The sequence below is a fragment of the Salinimicrobium catena genome, assembly GCF_900102915.1.
GTDB classification, from domain to species: Bacteria; Bacteroidota; Bacteroidia; order Flavobacteriales; family Flavobacteriaceae; genus Salinimicrobium; species Salinimicrobium catena.
Genome location: NZ_FNGG01000013.1, coordinates 1 through 21,582, shown reverse-complemented (window position 1 = coordinate 21,582; position 21,582 = coordinate 1). Strand labels below are relative to the sequence as shown.

Here is a 21,582-nt window from a genome sequence, read left to right as displayed (position 1 = left end):
ATGAATACGAGTAAAAGATTAGTTCTGGGAACAGTCCAATTTGGTTTGCCATACGGGATAAATAATCAAACAGGTTTACTTCCCGAAGCTGAAGTATATGAAATTTTAAACAGGGCTGCCATAATGGGAATTGAAACCCTCGACACAGCAGCAGCATATGGCGAGGCAGAGCGCAGAATTGGCTCTTATCACCAGAAACATGATAAAGGTTTTAAAATAATTTCAAAGTTCAGTAAAAATTCTGAGGATAACTGGGCATTATCTCTTAATCGAAGTCTGGGAAAACTAAAATTAGAAAGACTGGAAACTATTATGTTTCATTCTTTTGATGCCTATCAGGAAAACAAAGACAACTTGAAGGATATAATAAACACCAAAGACAAGTTGTACAAAAAATTGGGAGTTTCAGTCTATACCAACAGGGAGGTAATGGCCTTGAAAGATGAAGATGAGGTAGATGTAATACAATTGCCCTTTAATATGCTGGACAATGAACAACAAAGAGGGCAGAAATTAAGGGAGTTAAAAGAGACAGGAAAGGAAATTCATACCCGCTCCTGCTTTCTGCAAGGTTTATTTTTTATGGATGAAAAAAATCTGCCCGGTAATTTAAAACCTTTGAAACCCTATTTGGAACAAATCAAGAATTTAGCTCTTGACTATAACCTGGAAAAAGGTCATTTGGCAATGCAATATGTTGTAAATAAGGAATATGTTGATGCAGTTCTTTTTGGAGTAGATTCGGTTAAACAATTAGAGCAAAATATATATTGGGCAGAGAATATGATTCCAGAGGCAATTTTGAATGAAATCGATAACATTAAGGTTAAAGACCCCTTTCTTTTAAACCCTTCAGAATGGCAGATATAAAAGTAAATATTATCACACAAGCGAGGATAGGAAGCAGTAGATTTCCTGAGAAAGTCCTTCAAAAAGTCAATGGGCATACCATGCTGGGGTTGCATTTATATCGTCTTAAGAGGTCGCGTTATGGAGATAACATTACGGTAGCTACCACAAAAGAAGAGGGAGTAGAACAAATAATCAATATTGCCGATTTTATGAATGTACGGGTATATCAAGGGTCTACTACAGACGTACTCGATAGATTTTACAAGGCTGCATCCGGTTTCAATCCAAATCCGGATTATGTGGTGCGAGTAACATCAGATTGTCCACTGATAGATCCAACTTTGATCGATGATGTTGTTGAAATGACTGTTGCAAACGATCTGGATTATGGTTCGAATGTTTTAAAACAGGAATTTCCAGATGGTCAGGACATCGAAGTGTTTAAGTTTTCTGCTCTGGAGAAAGCATGGAAGGGTGCCCGGTTAAATTCAGACAGGGAACATGTTACGCCTTTTATCCGGAAGAATTCATCTTATTTTAATGAAGAGATGTTCAGGTCTGATAACTACGCTGTTCCGGGCAACTACAGTGATATCCGCATGACCGTTGATGAACCGGTTGACCTTGAAACTATTAGAATTTTGCTAAAAGCCCTGGGCCCAGATGAGAACTGGAAAACCTATACAAGGTACATTGTCGAGAATTCTTCTCAATTTTCAAATCAGAATATTCAAAGAAACGAAGGCTATATAAAATCTTTATTAAATGACTAAATTAAGAACTGGACAGGAGCTTTATGAAAAAGCTAAAAAGCTAATCCCGGGAGGGACAATGCTTTTGTCAAAGCGCCCCGAAATGTTCCTTCCCGATGAGTGGCCATCTTATTATGATGAGGCAAAGGGTTGTATGGTAAGGGATCTTGACGGTAGGGAGCTTATCGATATGTCGATAATGGGAATTGGAACCAACACGCTTGGTTATGGAAACGAGAAAGTGGATGCTGCTGTTATGGAAGCTGTTCGTAAAGGGAATATGTCTACACTTAACTGTCCAGAAGAAGTTCTGCTGGCTGAGAGGTTAATTGAATTAAACCCATGGGCGGATATGGTTCGTTTTGCCAGAACAGGAGGAGAGGCTAACTCAATTGCAATTCGAATCGCCAGAGCAGCTTCTGGAAAAGATAAGGTCGCTATTTGTGGTTACCATGGCTGGCATGATTGGTATCTTTCGGCTAATCATAATGGTGGAGATGATCTGTCTAATCATTTAATTCCAGGTCTAAGCCCTAAGGGGGTTCCAAAGGATTTAAAAAATACCGTATACCCATTTTCATATAACAATTATGAAGAATTAGAGTCCATTGTGAATGCCGAGAATATAGGAGTGATAAAAATGGAGGTGGTACGAAATTTTGGACCGGAAAATGACTTTTTGAAAAAGGTCAGAAAACTTGCCACAGATCGTGGAATAGTTTTGATTTTTGATGAATGTACTTCAGGATTTCGTGAAACTTTCGGAGGGATATATCAAAAATATGATGTGGAGCCAGACATGATCATGTATGGCAAAACTATTGGTAATGGATACGCACTTACCGCGGTCGTTGGAAAACAATCTGTGATGGAAGCTGCTCAAACCACTTTTATTAGCAGTACTTTCTGGACAGAAAGAATTGGTTCTGTGGCAGCACTTGCTACCCTGGATGAAATGGAAAAGATCCGGTCATGGGAAATTATTACTGAAACAGGAAAAAACATGCAGAAGGGTTGGAAAAAGCTCGCGGAAGAAAATGACGTATCCATCAGTATTTCGGGAATTCCCGCCTTAAGCACGTACTCCTTCAATAGTGATAAGACATTATATTATAAAACTTATGTAACTCAGGAAATGCTTAAAAAAGGATTTCTTGCCAGCACCTTGTTCTATGCCAGTGTTGCTCATGAAGAAAAGCATTTGAGTGCATATTTTGAAAATTTAAATGAGGTATTCGATAGGATCAGTAAATGTGAAAGAGGGGAATTAAAGATAGAGAATTTACTGGAAGGTCCTGTGTGTCATTCCGGATTTAAAAGGTTGAATTAAATGCAATTCTATAGGGCCCTGAAAATGCAATCCATTTCTGAAGGAAGATACTCTATAGTCCCAATTAGAATGGAGGATCGCTATGAGATTATGAACTGGCGCAATGACCAAATGTATCATTTGCGACAGGTTAAACCTTTGACAAGAGAAAACCAGGATACCTATTTTGATACGGTTATTTCAGATCTTTTTGAAAAGAAGGAGCCATCCCAAATTTTGTTTTCCTATTTAGAGGATGATAAATGCATTGGGTACGGGGGACTGGTTCATATTAACTGGATAGACAAGAATGCTGAAATTTCTTTTATCATGGATACAAGTTTAGAGAAAGAACATTTCGAATTTCATTGGACTAATTATTTAACCTTGTTAGAAAAGGTGGCTTGGGAAGATTTGAATTTACATAAGATATATACCTATGCATTTGATCTCAGACCCAGATTATATGTTGCATTAGAAAAAGCAGGTTTTGGACTTGATTCAGTGCTAAAAGAACATTGCTGTTTTGAGAATAAATTCATAGATGTGAAGATTCATTCAAAATTGAATAATGAACCGAAAATTCGAAAAGTAAATACTTTTGATTTGCAAAAAACATATTCATGGATCAATGATCCAAATATTAGAATGTATTCTTTTAATAAGGACTCAGTAACTCTTCAAGATCATGCAGTCTGGTTTTTCAATACTCTCGAAAACCCGGGCAGGGAATATTACATATTAGAAGTGAACGGGGTGGCAGCAGGGTCTATTAGATTCGATTTTGATAATGAACAATTGGCCAAAATTAATTATTTGTTGGACCCAAACTTTACTGGCAAAGGATTAGGAACCTATTTATTGGAAGAAGGAGTGAATTTCCTTAAGATCAATAGACCATTAGTTAAAAAAGTTTATGGGTGGGTATTACCTGATAATATAGCTTCAATAAAGATTTTTGAAAAGCTTGATTATAAGAAGGCTGTTAAAGAATCATCGGAATTTAAATTTGAAAAAACGCTGAAATGAAAATAGGAAATAGAACGATAGGAGGAGAAGAGTCGGTTTTTATTATAGCAGAGCTTTCTGCCAATCATAACGGGAATCTAGATACTGCTTTGGAAACGATCAAGGCGGCAAAACGAGCGGGGGCAGATTGCATCAAATTGCAGACATATACTCCAGACACCATTACCATTGATTCTCAAAAGGATGATTTCCTTATTAAAGGAACCATTTGGGAAGGGAGAAATCTTTACGATTTGTATAAGGAAGCTTATACTCCATGGGAATGGCACCAGGCACTTTTTGAAGCTGCACAGGAGGAAGGATTAATTTGTTTTTCATCCCCCTTTGACAAAACATCGGTAGATTTTTTAGAAGAATTGAACACTCCAGCCTATAAAATTGCCTCCTTTGAAATTACGGATATCCCATTAATTGAATATGCAGCATCTAAAGGAAAGCCAATAATCATTTCCACTGGAATTGCTGATCAAAATGACATCGAGTTAGCCTTAGATGCTTGTCGTCGTATGGGGAACCATGAAATTGCCCTATTAAAATGTACCTCATCATATCCTGCTCCAATTGAAGAAGCAAATATGGTAATGGTTAAGGATCTGGCTGATCGTTATAATGTAATTTCCGGATTATCAGATCATACAATTGGTTCTACTGTTCCAATAGTTGCAACATGTTTAGGCGCCAAAATTATAGAAAAACATTTTATTCTGAATAAATCTGTGGGAGGACCTGATGCCTCCTTCTCGATGGATGAACAGGAGTTTTCTGAAATGGTCAAAGCCGTTAGGGAAGCAGAAAAAGCTATCGGAAAAGTGGATTATACACTCTCTGAAAAACAAAAAAAAGGAAAGGATTTTAGCAGGTCACTTTATGTGGTTGAAGATATTAAGGAAGGAGAAGTGATTACTGACGAAAAAGTAAAAAGTATTAGGCCGGGATTCGGAATGCATCCGAAATATCTTCCGCAAATTCTGGGAAAACATGCAAACATTTCTATTGAAAAAGGTACGAGAATGGATTTCTCACTTATAGCTGAATAGTTATGACTATTTTATTTATTGAAAATCGCTATAAAACTTCCCTTTGGGAGTCGATTGGAAGAGAATATGAAAAAGACGGACATAAAGTACAATGGATAGTACAAAACCCAATTTTCAAACCTTCTTTTGGGGAAGTTCATATACTACCTTTTCCCAAAAAGTTTAAAAAGAAGAAGTTTTACACACGGTCCCTCAACAAAATAATAAAAGGGAATCGAGGCTTAAACTATTTTGGAATAAAAAAAGATGATTTTATATTTTGGTATGAAAATGAAATCGAAAAAAAATTAGATGAACTGAAACCTGACCTGGTTTTTGGAGAATCAACTCTTTTCCATGAATTATTAGTAATAAAAGGATGTAAAAAAAGAGGTATTCTTTATTTACATCCTTCTTCCTGCAGATATCCCAAAAATAGGTTTTCCTTTTACAAATATGATACTCTGGAACCTTATGGTTCTTCAAATGAAAAACTGCCGGAAAAAGAAGCAAAAGAAACAGCTTTTAAGATAGGAAAACGACTAGCATTACCCGACTACATGGAAGTTTCGAAGTTCAAACCATCCAAAATTGATCTAATTAAAGATAAAATTCGTTTAACCTTCGGATACTATTTAGGAGAAAAATACAACACCCCATCCCCTTTCAGAAAATGGAAAATCAACAGATTTTATTCTCAATTAATTAAGGAATGGGAAGAACTTGCAGTAGGAATTGGGGCTTTGAAAAAAGAATTTTATGTAATGTATCCTATGCAAATGCAGCCAGAAGCGAATATTGATGTCTGGGGGTTCCCTTTTAATAATCAAGCTAAAGTCCTCCAGGATATATTAGATAATTTAGGGGAAGATGAAAAGTTAATTATCAAACCTAATCCTAAATCGAAATATGAAATTTGTCCAGAAGTAATAAAATTTATCCAAGACAATCCAGATAGAGTTATTCCCTTAAAACATTCCTGTAAAATGGACGAAGTGTGGGAACATATTGATCTAGTAGTCACCGTTACTGGCACAATTTCAATCGAGTGTATTTTTGATAATAAACCGGTCTTTTTGTTGGGTCAGGGAATTCAAAGATTTCAAAAAAATTGCCTTACCAAAGAGAAGGAAATAAATATAAATTATGCCATAGATCTTGTGAAAACAAGTAAATTCCCCCAACTTGAGGAGGATGACAAAATATCATTTTTGAATCAATTAATTTCTACCAGTTTTCAAGGTACTAATGGTGATGGGCTCCATAACAAAAGATATTTAGATGATCCAGAAAATTTACTGAACTTAAAAAATGCTTATTCAAAAGTAGTTAATGATCGTGTTTCCACATTATAATAATATTGATTTTCTCAAGAAGATTCATCCTATCAAAGTTATATTACTAGCTTTCTTAACTTGGATTGCCTTATTCATTACTTCACCATTGTCAGTTCAGATTAAATTAAATTTTGATGCTTATATTTTATTATTTTTAAACATTCTTGCTTTTATTTTTGGAACTTTATTATATAAAAACAAAACTAATTTTTACATAATTCCAAAAAGTAATAAACATTTAATAAAGCTTTTTAGAATCATTTTTAATTTAGCCCTTTTAGGTCTCACAGTTAAAATTTTTGACCGTTTCTTTATAAGAGGAATTACAATTGGAGCAGGTTATTTCGATAATCGTGAATTAATGGAAGGGGCAGGCGGAAATGCGTTTGCTATTTTTAGTGCAGTTCTTTCACCTTTAGGAATAATTCCATTGTTTCTACTCCTAAAATATAACCTGAAATTTAATAGATTTTATAAAGGAGCTATTTTCCTTTTATTTTTTGCCCAAATCTTTGATGCTATTCTATTAGGGTCGAGGTCAATTTTATTTATTCTTTTTATTTTATTTGGCCTTTATATGGCCTTTTTTAAAAAAATTCGATTCACTTTCCGAAAATCAATAATCGTCCTATTTGCGTTTCTTGCTTTCTTATTTTTAATGAATTTTATTTTTTTAGAAAGAACTAGGGAGTTCGCAGGGAATAAAACTTATGAAATTGTTTTAAACGAGTCTAATGTTAATTATACCCTAACATCTAATAAAGAATTCAAAAATAACTTCCGTAATATGAATTCGATTTCCCAAACAATTTCATTTACTTATATAACTACTATCCAGTACTTTACCCACGGAATGATTGAATTTTCTTATTTATATGATAACTTTCACAAAGAACACTCATTAGGGGGATATACATTTGCTGTGTATGACAGATTTTTCTCTAAAATCATGGGAACCAATTTTGATCAAGAAAAACTTCAAAAGTTAGCCCCTAGAGAAGGTGTCTATACTACTTTTTTTGGTCCTTTATATCTCGATTTTGGGTGGCTTACTATCGTATTTATGTTATTATTTGGGAAAGTCACTAGAAATATTTATGAAAAATCTAAAAAAGGAAGCGATTGGGCTATTATAATGCTATTTTATTTTTTCATCGTTCTTATGTTTGCCCCAGTTTTCAATTTTGTAAACGGTGCAGGAGGAATCTTTATTCTTACGAGTCTTTTAATTTTCTCAATTATATCTAACAGATTTTATAAATATGAAAAACTTTTCTAAAAAAATATTTTTTTACGGCCAAAGGACCATCAAATCTTATGGATTAAGAACCTCTATAACGAAAATTCAGGCCCATAAAAAAGGTAAAATTAAAATCACTGGCCTGTCAAAATTTGTAGATCAGAATAATGAATCTGAGTTTACAAATATTCTATCTAAAGACGGCTATGTAGAATTGGATCACCTGCTTGACCCTAAGGATTTAAAAGAAATTAAAGACTATTCCTCAAAACTCCCACTGTTCGATCCCTTCGACCGCAAACTAGGACATTTTGAATTTTCAACTATCCCTAATAAAACACATGTTGCAAATTTCAGCCGGCAAGATCTCATAAAATGCACTGAGATAATGAATATTGCAAATGATCCAGGAATTTTAAGAATTGTTCAGGATTTTTTGGGATGTACCCCTACTATAAGTAATGTAAATATGTGGTGGTCGAAAGCTGGAAAAGAACAGGCCAAAGATGCTCAATTATTTCACAGAGATGTTGATGATTTAAAGTTTTGCAAATTGTTCATTTATTTAACCGATGTGGGCACTAATGATGGTCCACATACTTATGTGAAGGGCTCCTCTTCTACAAATAAACTTACCACAATTAGAAGGTACCAAGATTCAGAAGTTATTGAGCAATTTGGTGAAGACAATATAATTAGCTTTACCCGACCTAAAGGGAGTTGTTTTTTGGTAGATACTTATGGTTTTCATAAAGGGACTTTACCTATTGAAAATGACAGATTATTATTACAAATCCAATATTCTATTAATCCTGTTGGAATTGAAAACTACAAACCTGTTAAAATTTCGAATAACTATAACTCATATATTAATAGATTATTATTAAAAAATTGAAACGATTATTACAGATTTTTAGCTCTTCTCAGTTAATTCGCCCCGTTAGCAAATTAATTTTATACACTATAGGTTTTTTGGAACGCATATGGTCAAACATAAAATATCGTGCCTTAGTACATGAGTGTTCAAACAGTATTTGTCATTTTACGACAGAAATAAAATATGGTGAAAACATAAAAGTCGGTAAAGATACAAGAATAGGAAAAAATTGCACCTTGGGAGGAAAAGGAGGAATAACTATTGGAAGAAATGTTGTTTTATCAAAGTTTGTTACAATAGAAACAGCAGGTTTGGATTTAGCAGAAGGACCTCCCTATAACCACCATATAGCAAAACCCATTTTTATTGAAGATGGGGTCTGGATTGGAACAAATAGTTCTGTTTTAAGTGGAATTACAATAGGAAAAAATTCTATCATCGGTGCCGGAGTGGTTGTCACAAAAGATATTCCCGCAAACTCCATTATTGTAGGTTTAGGAAATCGGAATCTAAAATAGTATAGCCTTTTATAAATTCACTCATTTTTCAAGTTGTGAAAATTAAATTTTACTACGGCTTATGAAATTAGGAATGGTTAAAAATAATGTATCATTAATTTTTCTATATCTTACAAAGAAAATTTTTCCTAGATTACGTAATAAAAGCATCCTATTAAAACAGGTTTTTCTTCTGTTTCTTGTTTTTGGCTTTGTTAAATCCTTAGTTTATTTCGCTCCTTTAGGAGTTAATGAGGTAGTTAATTCCGTTAATAAATTCGGAATCTTCGAATATTCTCTGAATCTAGGCCAAACAGTTGCCGGTGTTTTTTCTATGGGATTAGCCGGGGCCTATGCGTTCTTTATCTTTAAACAAAAACGTCTTGAACTCCAACCAGTTTTTCACCTTCACTTTATCATAATCACTTTAGCATTATTTATAGCAGCCGTATTATTTCCTGGCTTATTGAACAATATATATTTTGGTGCAATACTTATAGGAACAGCCTTTGCTGAACAAATGTTTTTATCAGCGGTGTTAAAATTTTCGAGTAGGAATAAAACTGCCGTTATTATTGATTCTTCCGTTTATATAGTTTTGTCTATTGTTTTAGTTTTTTCCTTCTTCCATATTTTCACTTTTTCAATGGAAATTTGGTTTTCGTCCATTTTAGTATTTTTACTATTACTTAGCCTCTTTTACCATTGGAGACACATTAAAGGAGTGCTTAAAATAAATCGATCTGAATTTCACGAAATATACAAATTTGGAGGATTGATTGTTTTAGCTGGCCCCCTATTGGTTCTAATAACAAGTAGTACGCGTTTATTTATAGAGCATTTTTCAACCCTAGAAAAGGTGGGGATTTATTCATTCTATTTTCGGCTAGCATCTTTTGTGCTGATTTTTTCTAGGGTAATTGGCATCTTACTGTTAAAAAGAATGTTTGTCAGTAGTCACAAGGTTCTGGATAAATATTATAGCTCTGCAATGACCTTTTTATTTTTATTAAGTATCCTGATTTATTGGATCCTTCCAGTCCTGTTACAAAATAATTTCCCTCAATTTGATAATACATATGAAAAATATTCCGGACTATTTCTTATTTGCTTTTTTCAAATTGTCTTTTGGATAAATACTTCATTATTCGAACCTATTCTCCAGCGGGAAAATCAGATGAAATCATTTCTAGTTCTTTTAGCAGGATTCCTTTTTTTACTTTTTTTAGGGTTTAGCTTACTGGAGTTACTAAATCTAATAACCCTAGAAAATCTTGTTTGGATGAATACTTTAATCATTTTCCTACTTTTTTTTGGTCAACAATTCATTCTTTGGAAAAATGCAATTGTATATAAAAAGTCCCTGATAACTCAAAGTATAATTGGTTTTTTTTTCTTTTTCACATCATTAATCCTCTAGAATTTTACGATTGAAAATTTTACATATTGGGAAATTTTACCCCCCATTCCTTGGCGGAATAGAAACAGTTAATTACGACCTTGTAGAAGGTCTACATAAGCAAAACATAAAAACCGATGTTTTGGTCGTTAATCACAGAAAAGAAAAATTTTCTTCTGATTCTTCTAAAACATATCTTTTTAGAGCTCAAAAAAATATTACTATCTCATCTCAACCAATTTCTATTTCTTATCTGAAAAAAATTTTTCAGTGCGCGGATAACTATGACATTGTCCATTTACATTTGCCTAATCCCTTGGCTACACTTCCTTTTATTTTAATTTCGAAAAGGAAATTTAAATTAGTCCTTCACTGGCACTCTGATATAGTTAAACAAAAGGTTTTAAAGTTTTTCTACAAACCAATTCAAAATATGGTTCTTAAAAAAGCCGATTCAATTGTTACTACATCAGCTAATTATGGAAAAGAATCAATAGATCTTCAAAAGTTTCAATCTAAAATAAAAAATATACCAATTGGAATTACCCCAGCAGAAAATAAATATAAAAGCAACACCTTAACTAAAATAATAGCAGGTAAATCGAATAAAAAAATAATATTTGCTCTTGGTCGACTGGTATATTATAAAGGCTTTTCATATCTCTTGGAAGCCGCACAACAAATCAATGATGAAGCTATAATAATTATTGGAGGAACAGGTCCTTTACGGCAGAACTTACAAAGATTTATAGACACCCATCATCTTCAGGAAAAAGTTTTTTTGGTAGGAAGAATTAGCGATGAAGAGTTACCGGACTATTTTACACAATGTGATATATTTTGTTTTCCCTCAACAGAAAAATCGGAAGCTTTTGGAGTATCTCAAATAGAGGCCATGGCTTATGGAAAACCTGTTGTATCAACAAATATTAAAGGCTCTGGGGTACCGTGGGTAAACCAAAATGGGATATCAGGACTAGTGGTTCCTCCAAAAAACCCGATAGCTTTGGCAACAGCTATAAACCTTTTGACTAATAACAAAAAATTATATGCCGATTTATCTATTGGGGCTAAGAACAGATATGAAAAATTATTTACTAAGGAGAAGATGGTGAGTAGCTTCATTGAATTATACAAAAACTTGAAGAATGACAATAAATAAAAAAACAATTTCTGCTTACCTTTATAATTAATCCGATAAAAAAGGTAATTCTAAAAACACAACAAAAATTCCCCCTTCCCCTATCCTTCCAAAATAATATTTTTAAAAAAACTTCAGTCATTTCCAATGAACATCCTTGACCAGCAGATCATCCTGGAATTCTTCCGCGCCAACTACGAGCTGTTCATGGCCTGCGTCTTCCTCGGAACTTTTGCCGTTACATTTTATCTTATCCCTAAGGTATTATGGGTAAGTAAAGAACGAAATTTAATGGCAAGTGTGAATGAACGCAGCGCCCACTCCACGGCGATACCTTCTTTTGGGGGAGTGGCCTTTTACATCACCTTAATCCTGGTACTGTCCATTTTGCAGAGCATGCGGCTTACTTTCGTAGGGAACCATCTCATCGCGGCCATCACCATACTTTTTATGGTAGGGCTTAAAGATGACCTGGTGATCTCTACCGCGAAGGTGAAGCTGGTAGGGCAGATCACGGCGGCACTCTTTGTAATTTTCTCTCCGGAGCTAGATCTGACAAACCTGTACGGATTTCTGGGGATCCATGAGATCCATCCGCTGATCGGTATTTTTCTGAAAGGATTTTTTGTCATCGCTTTGATAAACGCCTATAACCTGATTGACGGGATCGACGGGCTGGGAGCAATAACGGGCATCATCATCAGCGGGGTCTATGCCTGGGTTTTCTACGGTACCGGGCAGCCGTATTATGTGTTGGTAAGTTTGAGTGTAGCAGGGGTATTAACAGCCTTTTTACGCTACAATTTCGGAAGGCGTAAGAAAATGTTCATGGGAGATTCCGGCAGCCTGATCATTGGCCTGCTTCTGGCCTTCTTGAGCATCCGTCACCTGGTGATGGAGCCAAATGTGCCGCTTATGACCCAAGGCTATGATCCCGGAAATCGTTTATTATTCCTTGGCTGCGTTCTATTCATTCCTGTATTCGATACCCTGCGGGTGATCATCATTCGCAAGATCAACGGCACCAGCCCCTTTTCCGCAGACCGCAACCACGCCCATCATGTGCTTTTAGATCTTGGCCTTTCCCATTTCAAAGCAAGTGCTTGTTTCGGCTTGTTGAACCTGTTAATAATTAGCATCTACCTCTACTTTTCCAATAAACTTGATCAGCTGTGGCTGTTGTTTCTGGTGGTGTTCATGTATGCTGCCGCTTTTTTACTGTTCGCTAAATTAAAGGCGATTGGGAGAGCGAAAGCGAGTTCAGCGCATGCTTCTGTGGGGTCGGATGTTGCTGAGGAGGTTAAAGTGTAGTATGGGATTGGGGAATGGGGAATGGGGAATGGGGAATGGGGAATGGGGAATGGTTAATTGGTAAAATTCTTTTCTGTATCTCAAATATCTACCATGATCACTTCATCACCTCGTCACAGCATCACTTTAAAAAAGAGACCTCTCGTCGCTGCTTCTCCCTTCCGGTCGCATCAGCTCTGTCGAGATGACAAACGAGTCTGTTTTCGGTTTGCTGTTCACCTTTTTGGTTTTTATAAAGGAATTTAGAAAAGCTTTGAAGCAGAATTTCAAATGGCCTCAGTTTCGACTTCGGGCCCCATAGGTGAAGAAGGCGTCAGAAAAAATTGCTGTCTGATCCCGATGGCTATCGGGAGAGTGCAATTTTTTTAGCTTCGAACCGTAATGGGTGAAAAAGAAACTGAAGCCTAGCGTTTTTTGGTTCTTTTGCCTGCATCCGACGAACGGAGTGAGAGGAATGCACAGCAAAAAAGAACAATTTAAATCAATGGCGGATTATGAACGACCGTAGGGAGAACGGAGTGATTATAGAAACAGATTGCCGCGCTCGATCAAATTCATACCAGTCTTTCTACAGACGTGGCTCGCTCGCAATGACGTTCTTTGATAAAGAAAATATTCAGAAAGTCCCCTTTAGGGGATTTAGGGGTAAATAGAAAGAAGACATAACCTTCCGCACAAAATTTGGGTAAACAAGCATTTCGACCTTCCTCGTGCGCTGGACTCGGGCTCAATGTGACAAAAGAACCCGCAACAGGTAACCAAAAACAGATTGCTTCGCTCAACACAACAAGTTTAAAAATTGTAATTCCACTTTCGCTCGCAATGACAACTGCAAGAAAATTTGTAACAACCAACCGACTTTAACAACTAATGCACCAACAAAAGGTTGTTAACCAAATCATAAAATACTAAATTCGCATCCTCTTAAAATCAATCATGAAAACCAGATCTACCTCACCTATCCTCCTGGGAATCTTATCACTACTACTAATGGGGTCCTGTGTATCCCGAAAGAAAATGGCCTACTTCCAGAACATGGAAGAGCTGAAATCGGCAGTGGATGAATCTAAGACCGAACTGGAGATACAGCCAAATGACCTGTTGACCATCACTGTTTCGGCAGCCAACATAGAAGCAGTACAGCCGTTCAACCTGCCGGTGACCTCAGCTCCACGTGTAGGTGAACCTGGCAGTGTTTCGGGAAACATGCAACTGCAGAGTTACCTAGTGGACAGTGACGGGAACATCGAATTCCCGGTGCTGGGTACGGTTCATGTCGCCGGATTAACGCGCCAACAACTGACCGAAAAACTGAAAAAACAGATCGCTGCCTATGTGCAGGATCCTATTGTCAATATAAAATTGATCAACTTCCAGGTGACCGTCCTGGGAGAAGTTAACCGTCCGGGGACCTATACTGTGCCCGATGAACGCCTGAGCCTGACCAAGGCCCTTGGCCTGGCGGGCGATCTTACCATTTATGGGCGCAGGGACAATGTCATGATCCTGCGGGAAACCGGCGATACCAAAGAATACAAATACGTGGACCTCACCCAAAGTGATTTCCTCACTTCCCCCTACTACTACCTGCAACAGAACGACGTGGTGTATGTAGAACCCAACTCTGCCCAGATGCAGGGTGCCAGTTACAACCGTAACGCCTCGGTCTACATCTCCATCGCCTCAGTATTGATCTCACTCATCATTGTAATAATCAGATAAAGTTATGGCAAACGTCCCTAATCCACACCAGGAAGAAGAACTAGACCTGCGGGAGGAACTGCAAAAATACCTGCGCCGCTGGCCGCTGTTCGCCATTGGCGTGGCGGTGTGCCTGGCAGGGGCTTTCGTGTACCTGCGCTACGCTACCCCTACCTACAACTCGCTGGCCACCATCATCATCAAGGATGAGAAAAAAGGCGGCGGCATGGCTTCGGAACTTGCTGCCTTTGCCGATATGGGCATGTTCTCCGGAATGGGCACCAACTCCATCGAGAATGAGATCGGTATTTTGCGTTCCAAACGGCTGATGACCAATGTGGTCAAAGAGCTGCACCTGCATGTGCGCTATTTCCAGGAAGGAGTGATTCGAACTCCTGAATTATTTGAAGACCGGCCATTCAACGTTCAACTTTTAGCCTTTGACACCGAGCGCTTCCTGAAAATTTATGAGGAGGACGATCCCGAACCGCTATTCTTCGAGATCCTTTCAGATTCTACTTATGTGGTAAAGACCGAAGATGGAGAGTTCCGGAAAAAAATGAATTTCGGGGAAGCCTTTACCCTACCCTATGCGGAAATTTCGGTGACGCCGAATTTTAATTCTGTAGAAGAAATTGAAAGTTCTCTTAAGAAGGGGCAAATTAAAGTCACCTTCAGCACCGTAGACGCCATGGCTGCGGCCTACCGCCAAAAGTTGCAGGTGAACCTTACCGATAAGAACTCCAGCCTCATTGAACTCAGCCTGGAAGACCAGTCGCCGTCCAAAGCCAGGACCCTGCTGGACCAGCTCATCTACCAGTACAACCGGGAAGCCATCGAGGACAAGAACCTGGTCTCCCTTAACACCGCGAACTTCATCGAGGACCGTCTTGCTATTATCACCGAGGAACTTGATTCGGTAGAGACCGGGAAGGAACAGTTCAAAAAAGAGAACAAACTGACCAATATCGAAGCTGAATCCGAGCTGTTCATTGAGAATGTTAGCGATTTCCGAAACCGGCAACTGGAGGTGGAGACCCAGCTGGAGCTGGCGAACACCATGATCGATTACCTGAAGGAAGATGACGGGCTACTGCCTTCCAATCTTGGTTTTAAAGAAGAAGGGGTGGTAGAGATCATCCAGTCCTACAATCAGCTGGTGCTGGAGCGCGACCGCATCCTGGCCGGTTCTACGGAAAGAAACCCGGTGATCGTCAACCTGAACAACCAGATCGCGCAAATTCGCGCGAACGTGCTGCAGAGTCTTAAGAACCTGCGCACTTCCCTGCAGATCGCCCGCAATGACCTGAACGCCCAGGAGGCGAAGATAGACGCGCAGATCGCCACGGTGCCCTCCAAGGAAAAAGAATTCAGGAACATCGAACGCCAGCAGAATATCAAAGAAGCTTTATACCTCTTCCTGTTGCAGAAACGCGAGGAAACCTCCCTTTCTTTAGCGGTGACCGCGCCAAAGGCAAAGATCGTCGATGCGGCCTACAGCACGAATGAACCCATTTCCCCGAAACCAAAGATCATTTTACTGGCTGCCCTTATCCTGGGACTGCTGATCCCCTTCCTTTACATCTACCTGAAGCAACTCCTCAACAACAAGATCCAGAGCCGTGCTGATATTGAGGAGGTCACCACGGAGATCCCTATCGTGGGAGAGATCCCAAGCATCGGGAAAAAAGACAGCGAGATGGTGCTGGAAAATGACCGTTCGGTTTTAGGAGAATCCTTCCGGATCCTGCACACCAACTTACAGTACCTGCTGGCGGGAGCTGCCGATAAAGACGGTGGAAATTCCATCTGTGTCACCTCTACTGTCAAAGGAGAAGGAAAGACCTTTGTGGCCTACAACTTTGCTCTTACTTTAGCGAACACCGGCAAAAAAGTATTGATCGTAGGCGCCGACCTTCGGAATCCGCAGCTGCAACGCTACGAGACCGACGCACGGCAGTACCAGGGGGTAAGTGATTACCTGGTGAACAACGACCTGGAATTAAAAGATCTCATCAACAAGTCGGCTTTCCATCCCAACCTGGACATGCTGCCTTCGGGTACCATCCCTCCCAACCCCTCCGAACTTTGGAGAGGCAAAAAGACCCCGGAGCTGTTCGCGGAGCTGGAAAGCATGTACGACTACGTGGTGGTAGATACCGCGCCGTCACTACTGGTGACCGACACCTTCCTGATCAACCATTACGCGGACCTGACCCTGTACGTATCCCGCGCAGGTTACACCGAAAAGAAACTGATCCAGTTCGCGGTAGATTCCCGAAATGATGGTAAGCTGAAGAATGTGAGTTTCGTCCTCAATGATGTAAAGACCGCTAACTTTGGTTACGGGAACAAATACGGTTACGCTTATGGTGAGGAGCAAATTAGCTTCTGGGATAAGATCAAGGATAAGGCGGCGTTTTGGTAGTTCTCAGTTGTGAGTTGTCGGTTGTCGGTTGCTTGCCTGCCGCAGCTTTAGCGGAGGTGGGTCGGTTTTTAAAAACGGATTGTCAGACTGAGCCCGACCGGAGGGAGGAATAGTCGAAGTCGCTTTTGAGCAGAATGCTTCTTTAGTGGGCAGAGGACAGTGGTCGGTTGTCAGTTCTCTGTTGTCAGTTTGGAGCTCTTTGTCATCCCGACAGAGCCGTGGTAAGGGCGACGAGGGATCTCAGGCAGAGATAAATCATTTTCCGTTTTGCCCCTATCCCGACGCTTCAGGAGGAGAAAAAAGTTTGAAGGTTAATCTCTTTGTGCTCTTTTTTTCGACTTAGTGAGCTTTGTGTGAAACAAGGAGAAAGAGTAACCAAGATGAGATCTCTCGTCGCAGCTTTCACTAAGGTTCAAGCTGCTCTGTCGAGATGACTGGAGTAAGTCTGCGACAATCTGCGAGAAATTCCTTCGTGCGCTTAGCGATTCCGATAACTATCTTATTGCGGCCTTTGCGTGAAATCCGTTTTCGGTTTACTGTTTTCAGTTCAAGTGATTAGAACCTCATCCTGAAAGACCAAAACTTACAGTCCCCCTGCCTACCGGCAGGCAGGCTTCAGAGCCTGTCCCGAAGTATTGAGGGAGGGTTGGGGGTTAAAATAAGCAGCCCGTACCCGAAACTCGCAACCAGAAACAGGGAATCTGACAAAACCCAGAACAGATTGCCGCGCTCAATCAAAATTACTTATCATTAAATATTCACGAATTTCGCTCGCAAAGACGGTAAATACTAGTTGTCCCGCTACCAAAAAACCGACAACTGAGAACCCACAACTGACAACCGATTTAAACAATTAACAATTGAGACCCCTTATTACCCTATTACTTCTACTCTCCCTTCAAACAGCCACCGCTCAATTCTCCTGGAACGCGGAAGCCAACCTGAAAACCATGGCCGGCACAGAAGATGAACTACCCTTCTGGATGGTGCACAACCAGCGGGGACGAATTTTGGAAGATTCAAACTTTGCCGGATGGATCACCGGAAGGAGTCAGTATACCTTTAATAACAACTCCGTACTGGAAGTCGGTGCGGGATTCCTGGGCCGTGAGGGAAGCGGGGACAATTTGTTTGTCGATGAACTCTACGCCCATTACGAAACAAAATTCTGGTCCTTTACTGCCGGAAGGAAACAGCAGGAGGAAATCTATAACGGACTCAGTGTTTCCAACCGCAGCATCCTGTGGTCATTGAATGCTCGTCCGCTGCCCGGACTGCAACTGGAAACTACCAGACCGATTTTCTTGCTGAAGAACTTCGGATTTGAAGCCGCCTGGGAAGAGCACTTAATGGATGATACACGATTTGTGGACAACGCACGTGTGCACCACAAGAGCTTTCACCTGGTTTACAGCTCAGCCGTAAGGGATTTTCAGGTTAAAGCCGGAATACAACATTTTGTGCAGTGGGGAGGAGAATCCCCCGTCTTCGGAAAACAACCTACAGGGATCAATGACTACCTACGAATATTCACCGGACGAGAAGGAGGTACTAATGCAGTAGGAGGTGATCAAAAAAATGCATTAGGGAATCATCTTGGAGGTTACGAATTATTCATCACCAAGAAGTTTTCAAATTACGAAATTGAATTATTGTACAATCATCTTTTCGAAGATGGTTCCGGTACCAGACTCGGGAATACCCCCGATGGCAGATATGGTATTTTCATAGATTTTATTGAAAAGGATCAGTGGATCAACAGTTTAATATACGAGTTCTATTATACAAAACACCAAAGTCATACCACTTCTGGAGCACATATTTCAGATAACTACTTCAACAACGGAGTTTATGTTTCCGGCTGGACTTATAATAATCAGGTGATAGGAGCTCCATTTTTTCTTATCAATTATTATGATGAAAATTATGGCCGAGGTTTTGTACGTATAGGCAACAATATTTTCGTAGCCCATCATCTAGGAATAGAAGGATTAGCTTTTGATAGAATTCCATTCCAATTTTTATCCGCTTATGTGAAGAATTACGGCCATAAAAGAATTGCGGGAAACAAAATTGTTGATTACTTCACCACAGACGATCCTCTTGGCAAATATATACTTCCTTCTGAAATTCTTTCTTCCTATTTAGATTTACAAATAATCCAATCTCCATTCCGTTTAAACCTTCAATTAAGTGCAGATTTTTCATCAGAAGGTTTTACAGGAGGTGCGGGGTTGCATTTAGTGTATAGTATTGAGTAGCGAGTTTATCGGCTGTTGGCTGTTTGCCGTTAGCCTTTGTTGCTTTTTTTAGTTGTCGGTTGTCGGTTTGTGGAGTCCTGAATAGGGTTGACGGTCTTTAATGTTAAGTAGCTTCACAACACAAAACGGTAAACAGAAAACGCCAAAATTAGAACTTTAAACTTGGAACATTAAACCTTAAACCTTTATAGATCTCTCGTCGCTCCTTTTCGCTACCGCTCAATGCAGCTCTGTCGAGATGACTGAAGTAAGTCCCGAGATCTGCAGAAAAAGATTTTAGCGTTCTCTGCGATCCGATAGCAATCGGCTTTGCGGCCTTTGCGCAAAACTCGTTTTCGGTTTACTGTTTTCAGTTCAATTGCTTAGAACCTCATCCTGAAAGACCAAAACTTACAGTCCCCCTGCCTACCGGCAGGCAGGTTTCAGAGCCTGTCCCGAATTATTGAGGGAGGGTTGGGGGTAAAAATAAGCAGCCCGTACCCGAAACTCGCAACCAGAAACAGGGAATCTGACAAAACCCAGAACAGATTGCCGCGCTCAATCAAAATTACTTATCATTAAATATTCACGAATTTCGCTCGCAAAGACGGTAAATACTAGTTGTCCCGCAACCCAAAAACCGACAACTGACCCTCCTGCGCTTCTAAAAAGCTTCGGTGGGCAGGCAACCCACAACTGACAACCGATTTAAACAATTAACAATTGAAACCCCTAATCACCCTACTACTTCTACTCTCCCTTCAAACAGTAACCGCCCAATTCTCCTGGAATGCCGAGCTCAACCTGCAGGGCATGGCCTCTACCGAAGAGGAGCACCTGCCCTTCTGGATGAATCATAACCAGCGGGGAAGGACAGAAAAGGAAACCAACTTCGCCTCCTGGGTCTCCGGAAAAGCTTATTATGATCTTGGCAACACCGGTAGACTGGAAGCAGGCGCGGGCTTCCTGGGCAGAGATGCTAGTTCTGACGATTTCTTCACCGATGAATTGTATTTAACTTATCAAAAAAACTGGCTGGAATTTACCGTCGGCCGCAAACAACGCCCAGAGGCCTACAACGGACTCAGCGCCTCGAATGAAAGCATCCTGTGGTCGCTAAATGCACGACCCCTGCCCGGACTCCAACTGCAAACCACCCGTCCGGTGTTTCTGTTTAAGAACTTCGGCTTTGAAGCCGCCTGGGAAGAATATTTAATGGATGATGATTTTTTAGAAAAAGTAAAACTGCATCACAAGAGCTTTCATTTCGTCTATAGCACCTCAAACCGTAATTTTACTTTTAAGGCCGGACTGCAGCATTTTGCTCAGTGGGGAGGCAGCAATGATCTTGGAGGAGAACAGCCTGAGAGTCTTGAAGATTACATTCGAATTATTACCGGGATGCAGGGTGGCGAAACTGCAGGGGCCTGGGATCAACAAAATGCCCTGGGTAATCATTTGGGTGGATATGAACTTTCTGCTTATAAACAGTTCTCAACTTTTGAACTTGAACTGTTTTACCAGCACCTGTTCGAAGACGGTTCCGGTCGCAGATTAGGAAACACTCCAGATGGTAGATACGGTCTCTTTGTAACAAGTACACAGAAAGATCACCTTGTCAATTCCCTGATGTACGAATTTTATACTACCCATCATCAAAGCCACACAACCAGCGGACCCCATAAGAACGATAACTACTTCAACGGAAATTACGGAGGATGGGCTTATTTTGGAAACGTTGTAGGTGCTCCTTTCTTTTCACTTAATGAAAATGAAACGAGGGTGATCAACAACAAATTCACCGCCCACCATCTGGGAATTAGCGGTAACTTCTCTTCTACACTTGGGGATCACCGGTACCGTCTACTCCTGAGTTACGCCCAGAATGACGGGACACGACCGGTTAGATTTGAGCCTAAACAGGATGTTTTTTACGCGCTCTACGATGTCAAACTGCTGCAAAAAGAGGTTGAATTAAACCTGCAGTTCGCGGCCGAGTATGATAACTACAAGGCGCCGGTATATGGAGCGGGGCTGCATTTAGTATATAGAATTGAGTAGGGAGTAGTGAGTAGAGAGTGGGCAGATGACTGTTCTCAGTTGTCGGTTGTCGGTTCTCGGTTGTCGGTTTGTGGAGTCCTAAATAGGGTTGACCATTTTCGAAGTTGATTATGAATCCTATTTAATGGAAGTTTAAAGTTATTAATTCTTTTTTCTTTTTAATTTCATATTCTACCGGAGTAAAATGATTTATAGAGCTATGAGGTTTTTCATGGTTATACATATAGACAGCCTTACTTAATTTTCTATTTAGACTATTAAAATCAATGGGATTATAGCCTTTCAAGTAGCTATTTTTTATGGTCCCATTGATCCTTTCTGCATGTGGATTTTCATACACATTATCACACATACTATTTCGTAATAATCCTCTGGTAATGCTTAAAAATTCT

At 39.5% G+C, this 21,582-nt stretch carries 17 protein-coding genes; 16 read left to right on the top strand and 1 reads right to left on the bottom strand.

Features of this window, described 5'->3' with window-relative positions; genetic code table 11:
• The 16 genes from BLS64_RS14290 to BLS64_RS14215 all read left to right on the top strand — a co-directional run bounded on the left by BLS64_RS14290 (position 1) and on the right by BLS64_RS14215 (position 21,190).
• The gene (locus tag BLS64_RS14290; protein WP_093114421.1) at positions 1–870 is read left to right on the top strand and encodes an aldo/keto reductase; all 870 of its coding nucleotides are present in this window, start codon (positions 1–3) and stop codon (positions 868–870) included.
• Positions 858–1,625 carry a cytidylyltransferase domain-containing protein gene (locus BLS64_RS15285; RefSeq protein ID WP_218124617.1) on the top strand — a complete coding sequence of 256 codons (768 nt, stop codon included), beginning with the start codon at positions 858–860 and terminating at the stop codon, positions 1,623–1,625. Before BLS64_RS14290 ends, BLS64_RS15285 begins: the two co-directional genes overlap by 13 nt.
• A complete protein-coding gene (locus BLS64_RS15280; RefSeq protein WP_218124616.1) occupies positions 1,618–2,934 on the top strand; it encodes an aminotransferase class III-fold pyridoxal phosphate-dependent enzyme in 1,317 nt (438 codons plus the stop codon). The genes BLS64_RS15285 and BLS64_RS15280 overlap by 8 nt, the downstream gene beginning before the upstream one ends.
• Positions 2,935–3,942 carry a GNAT family N-acetyltransferase gene (locus tag BLS64_RS14280; RefSeq protein WP_093114420.1) on the top strand — a complete coding sequence of 336 codons (1,008 nt, stop codon included), beginning with the start codon at positions 2,935–2,937 and terminating at the stop codon, positions 3,940–3,942. It abuts the gene before it with no gap.
• Positions 3,939–4,979 (top strand): pseudaminic acid synthase, encoded by a 1,041-nt coding sequence (gene pseI / locus BLS64_RS14275; RefSeq protein WP_093114419.1) that lies wholly within the window; start codon positions 3,939–3,941, stop codon positions 4,977–4,979. Before BLS64_RS14280 ends, pseI begins: the two co-directional genes overlap by 4 nt.
• Before the next feature lie 2 nt (positions 4,980–4,981).
• Entirely contained in the window at positions 4,982–6,313 is a 1,332-nt protein-coding gene (locus tag BLS64_RS14270; RefSeq protein ID WP_093114418.1) for a capsular polysaccharide export protein, LipB/KpsS family, read from the top strand.
• Positions 6,291–7,574 carry an O-antigen polymerase gene (locus BLS64_RS14265; protein ID WP_093114417.1) on the top strand — a complete coding sequence of 428 codons (1,284 nt, stop codon included), beginning with the start codon at positions 6,291–6,293 and terminating at the stop codon, positions 7,572–7,574. The genes BLS64_RS14270 and BLS64_RS14265 overlap by 23 nt, the downstream gene beginning before the upstream one ends.
• On the top strand, positions 7,558–8,430 hold the full coding sequence (locus BLS64_RS14260; protein WP_093114415.1) for a phytanoyl-CoA dioxygenase family protein: 873 nt from the start codon (positions 7,558–7,560) through the stop codon (positions 8,428–8,430). Before BLS64_RS14265 ends, BLS64_RS14260 begins: the two co-directional genes overlap by 17 nt.
• Entirely contained in the window at positions 8,427–8,930 is a 504-nt protein-coding gene (locus tag BLS64_RS15445) for an acyltransferase (protein WP_093114413.1), read from the top strand. Before BLS64_RS14260 ends, BLS64_RS15445 begins: the two co-directional genes overlap by 4 nt.
• Before the next feature lie 61 nt (positions 8,931–8,991).
• Complete coding sequence (locus tag BLS64_RS14250) at positions 8,992–10,329, top strand: MATE family efflux transporter (RefSeq protein ID WP_093114412.1); 1,338 nt, start codon at positions 8,992–8,994, stop codon at positions 10,327–10,329.
• Between the two features lie 10 nt (positions 10,330–10,339).
• Positions 10,340–11,470, top strand: a complete 1,131-nt coding sequence (locus BLS64_RS14245; protein ID WP_093114410.1) for a glycosyltransferase — start codon at positions 10,340–10,342, stop codon at positions 11,468–11,470.
• A 126-nt stretch (positions 11,471–11,596) separates the two neighbouring features.
• Positions 11,597–12,760: an MraY family glycosyltransferase gene (locus BLS64_RS14240; RefSeq protein ID WP_093114409.1), complete on the top strand. Its 1,164-nt coding sequence runs from the start codon at positions 11,597–11,599 to the stop codon at positions 12,758–12,760.
• Positions 12,761–13,696: 936 nt separating this feature from the next.
• Complete coding sequence (locus BLS64_RS14230; protein ID WP_093114406.1) at positions 13,697–14,482, top strand: polysaccharide biosynthesis/export family protein; 786 nt, start codon at positions 13,697–13,699, stop codon at positions 14,480–14,482.
• Between the two features lie 4 nt (positions 14,483–14,486).
• Positions 14,487–16,889: a GumC family protein gene (locus BLS64_RS14225; RefSeq protein WP_093114404.1), complete on the top strand. Its 2,403-nt coding sequence runs from the start codon at positions 14,487–14,489 to the stop codon at positions 16,887–16,889.
• An 860-nt stretch (positions 16,890–17,749) separates the two neighbouring features.
• Positions 17,750–19,150 carry a capsule assembly Wzi family protein gene (locus BLS64_RS14220; RefSeq protein WP_093114403.1) on the top strand — a complete coding sequence of 467 codons (1,401 nt, stop codon included), beginning with the start codon at positions 17,750–17,752 and terminating at the stop codon, positions 19,148–19,150.
• A gap of 702 nt (positions 19,151–19,852) precedes the next feature.
• Positions 19,853–21,190: a capsule assembly Wzi family protein gene (locus BLS64_RS14215; protein ID WP_093114401.1), complete on the top strand. Its 1,338-nt coding sequence runs from the start codon at positions 19,853–19,855 to the stop codon at positions 21,188–21,190.
• 121 nt (positions 21,191–21,311) lie between these two features.
• Here BLS64_RS14215 and BLS64_RS14210 read toward each other — a convergent pair.
• Positions 21,312–21,582 (bottom strand): integrase core domain-containing protein (locus tag BLS64_RS14210; protein WP_143019337.1); only part of this gene is annotated, 271 nt, incomplete at its 5' end.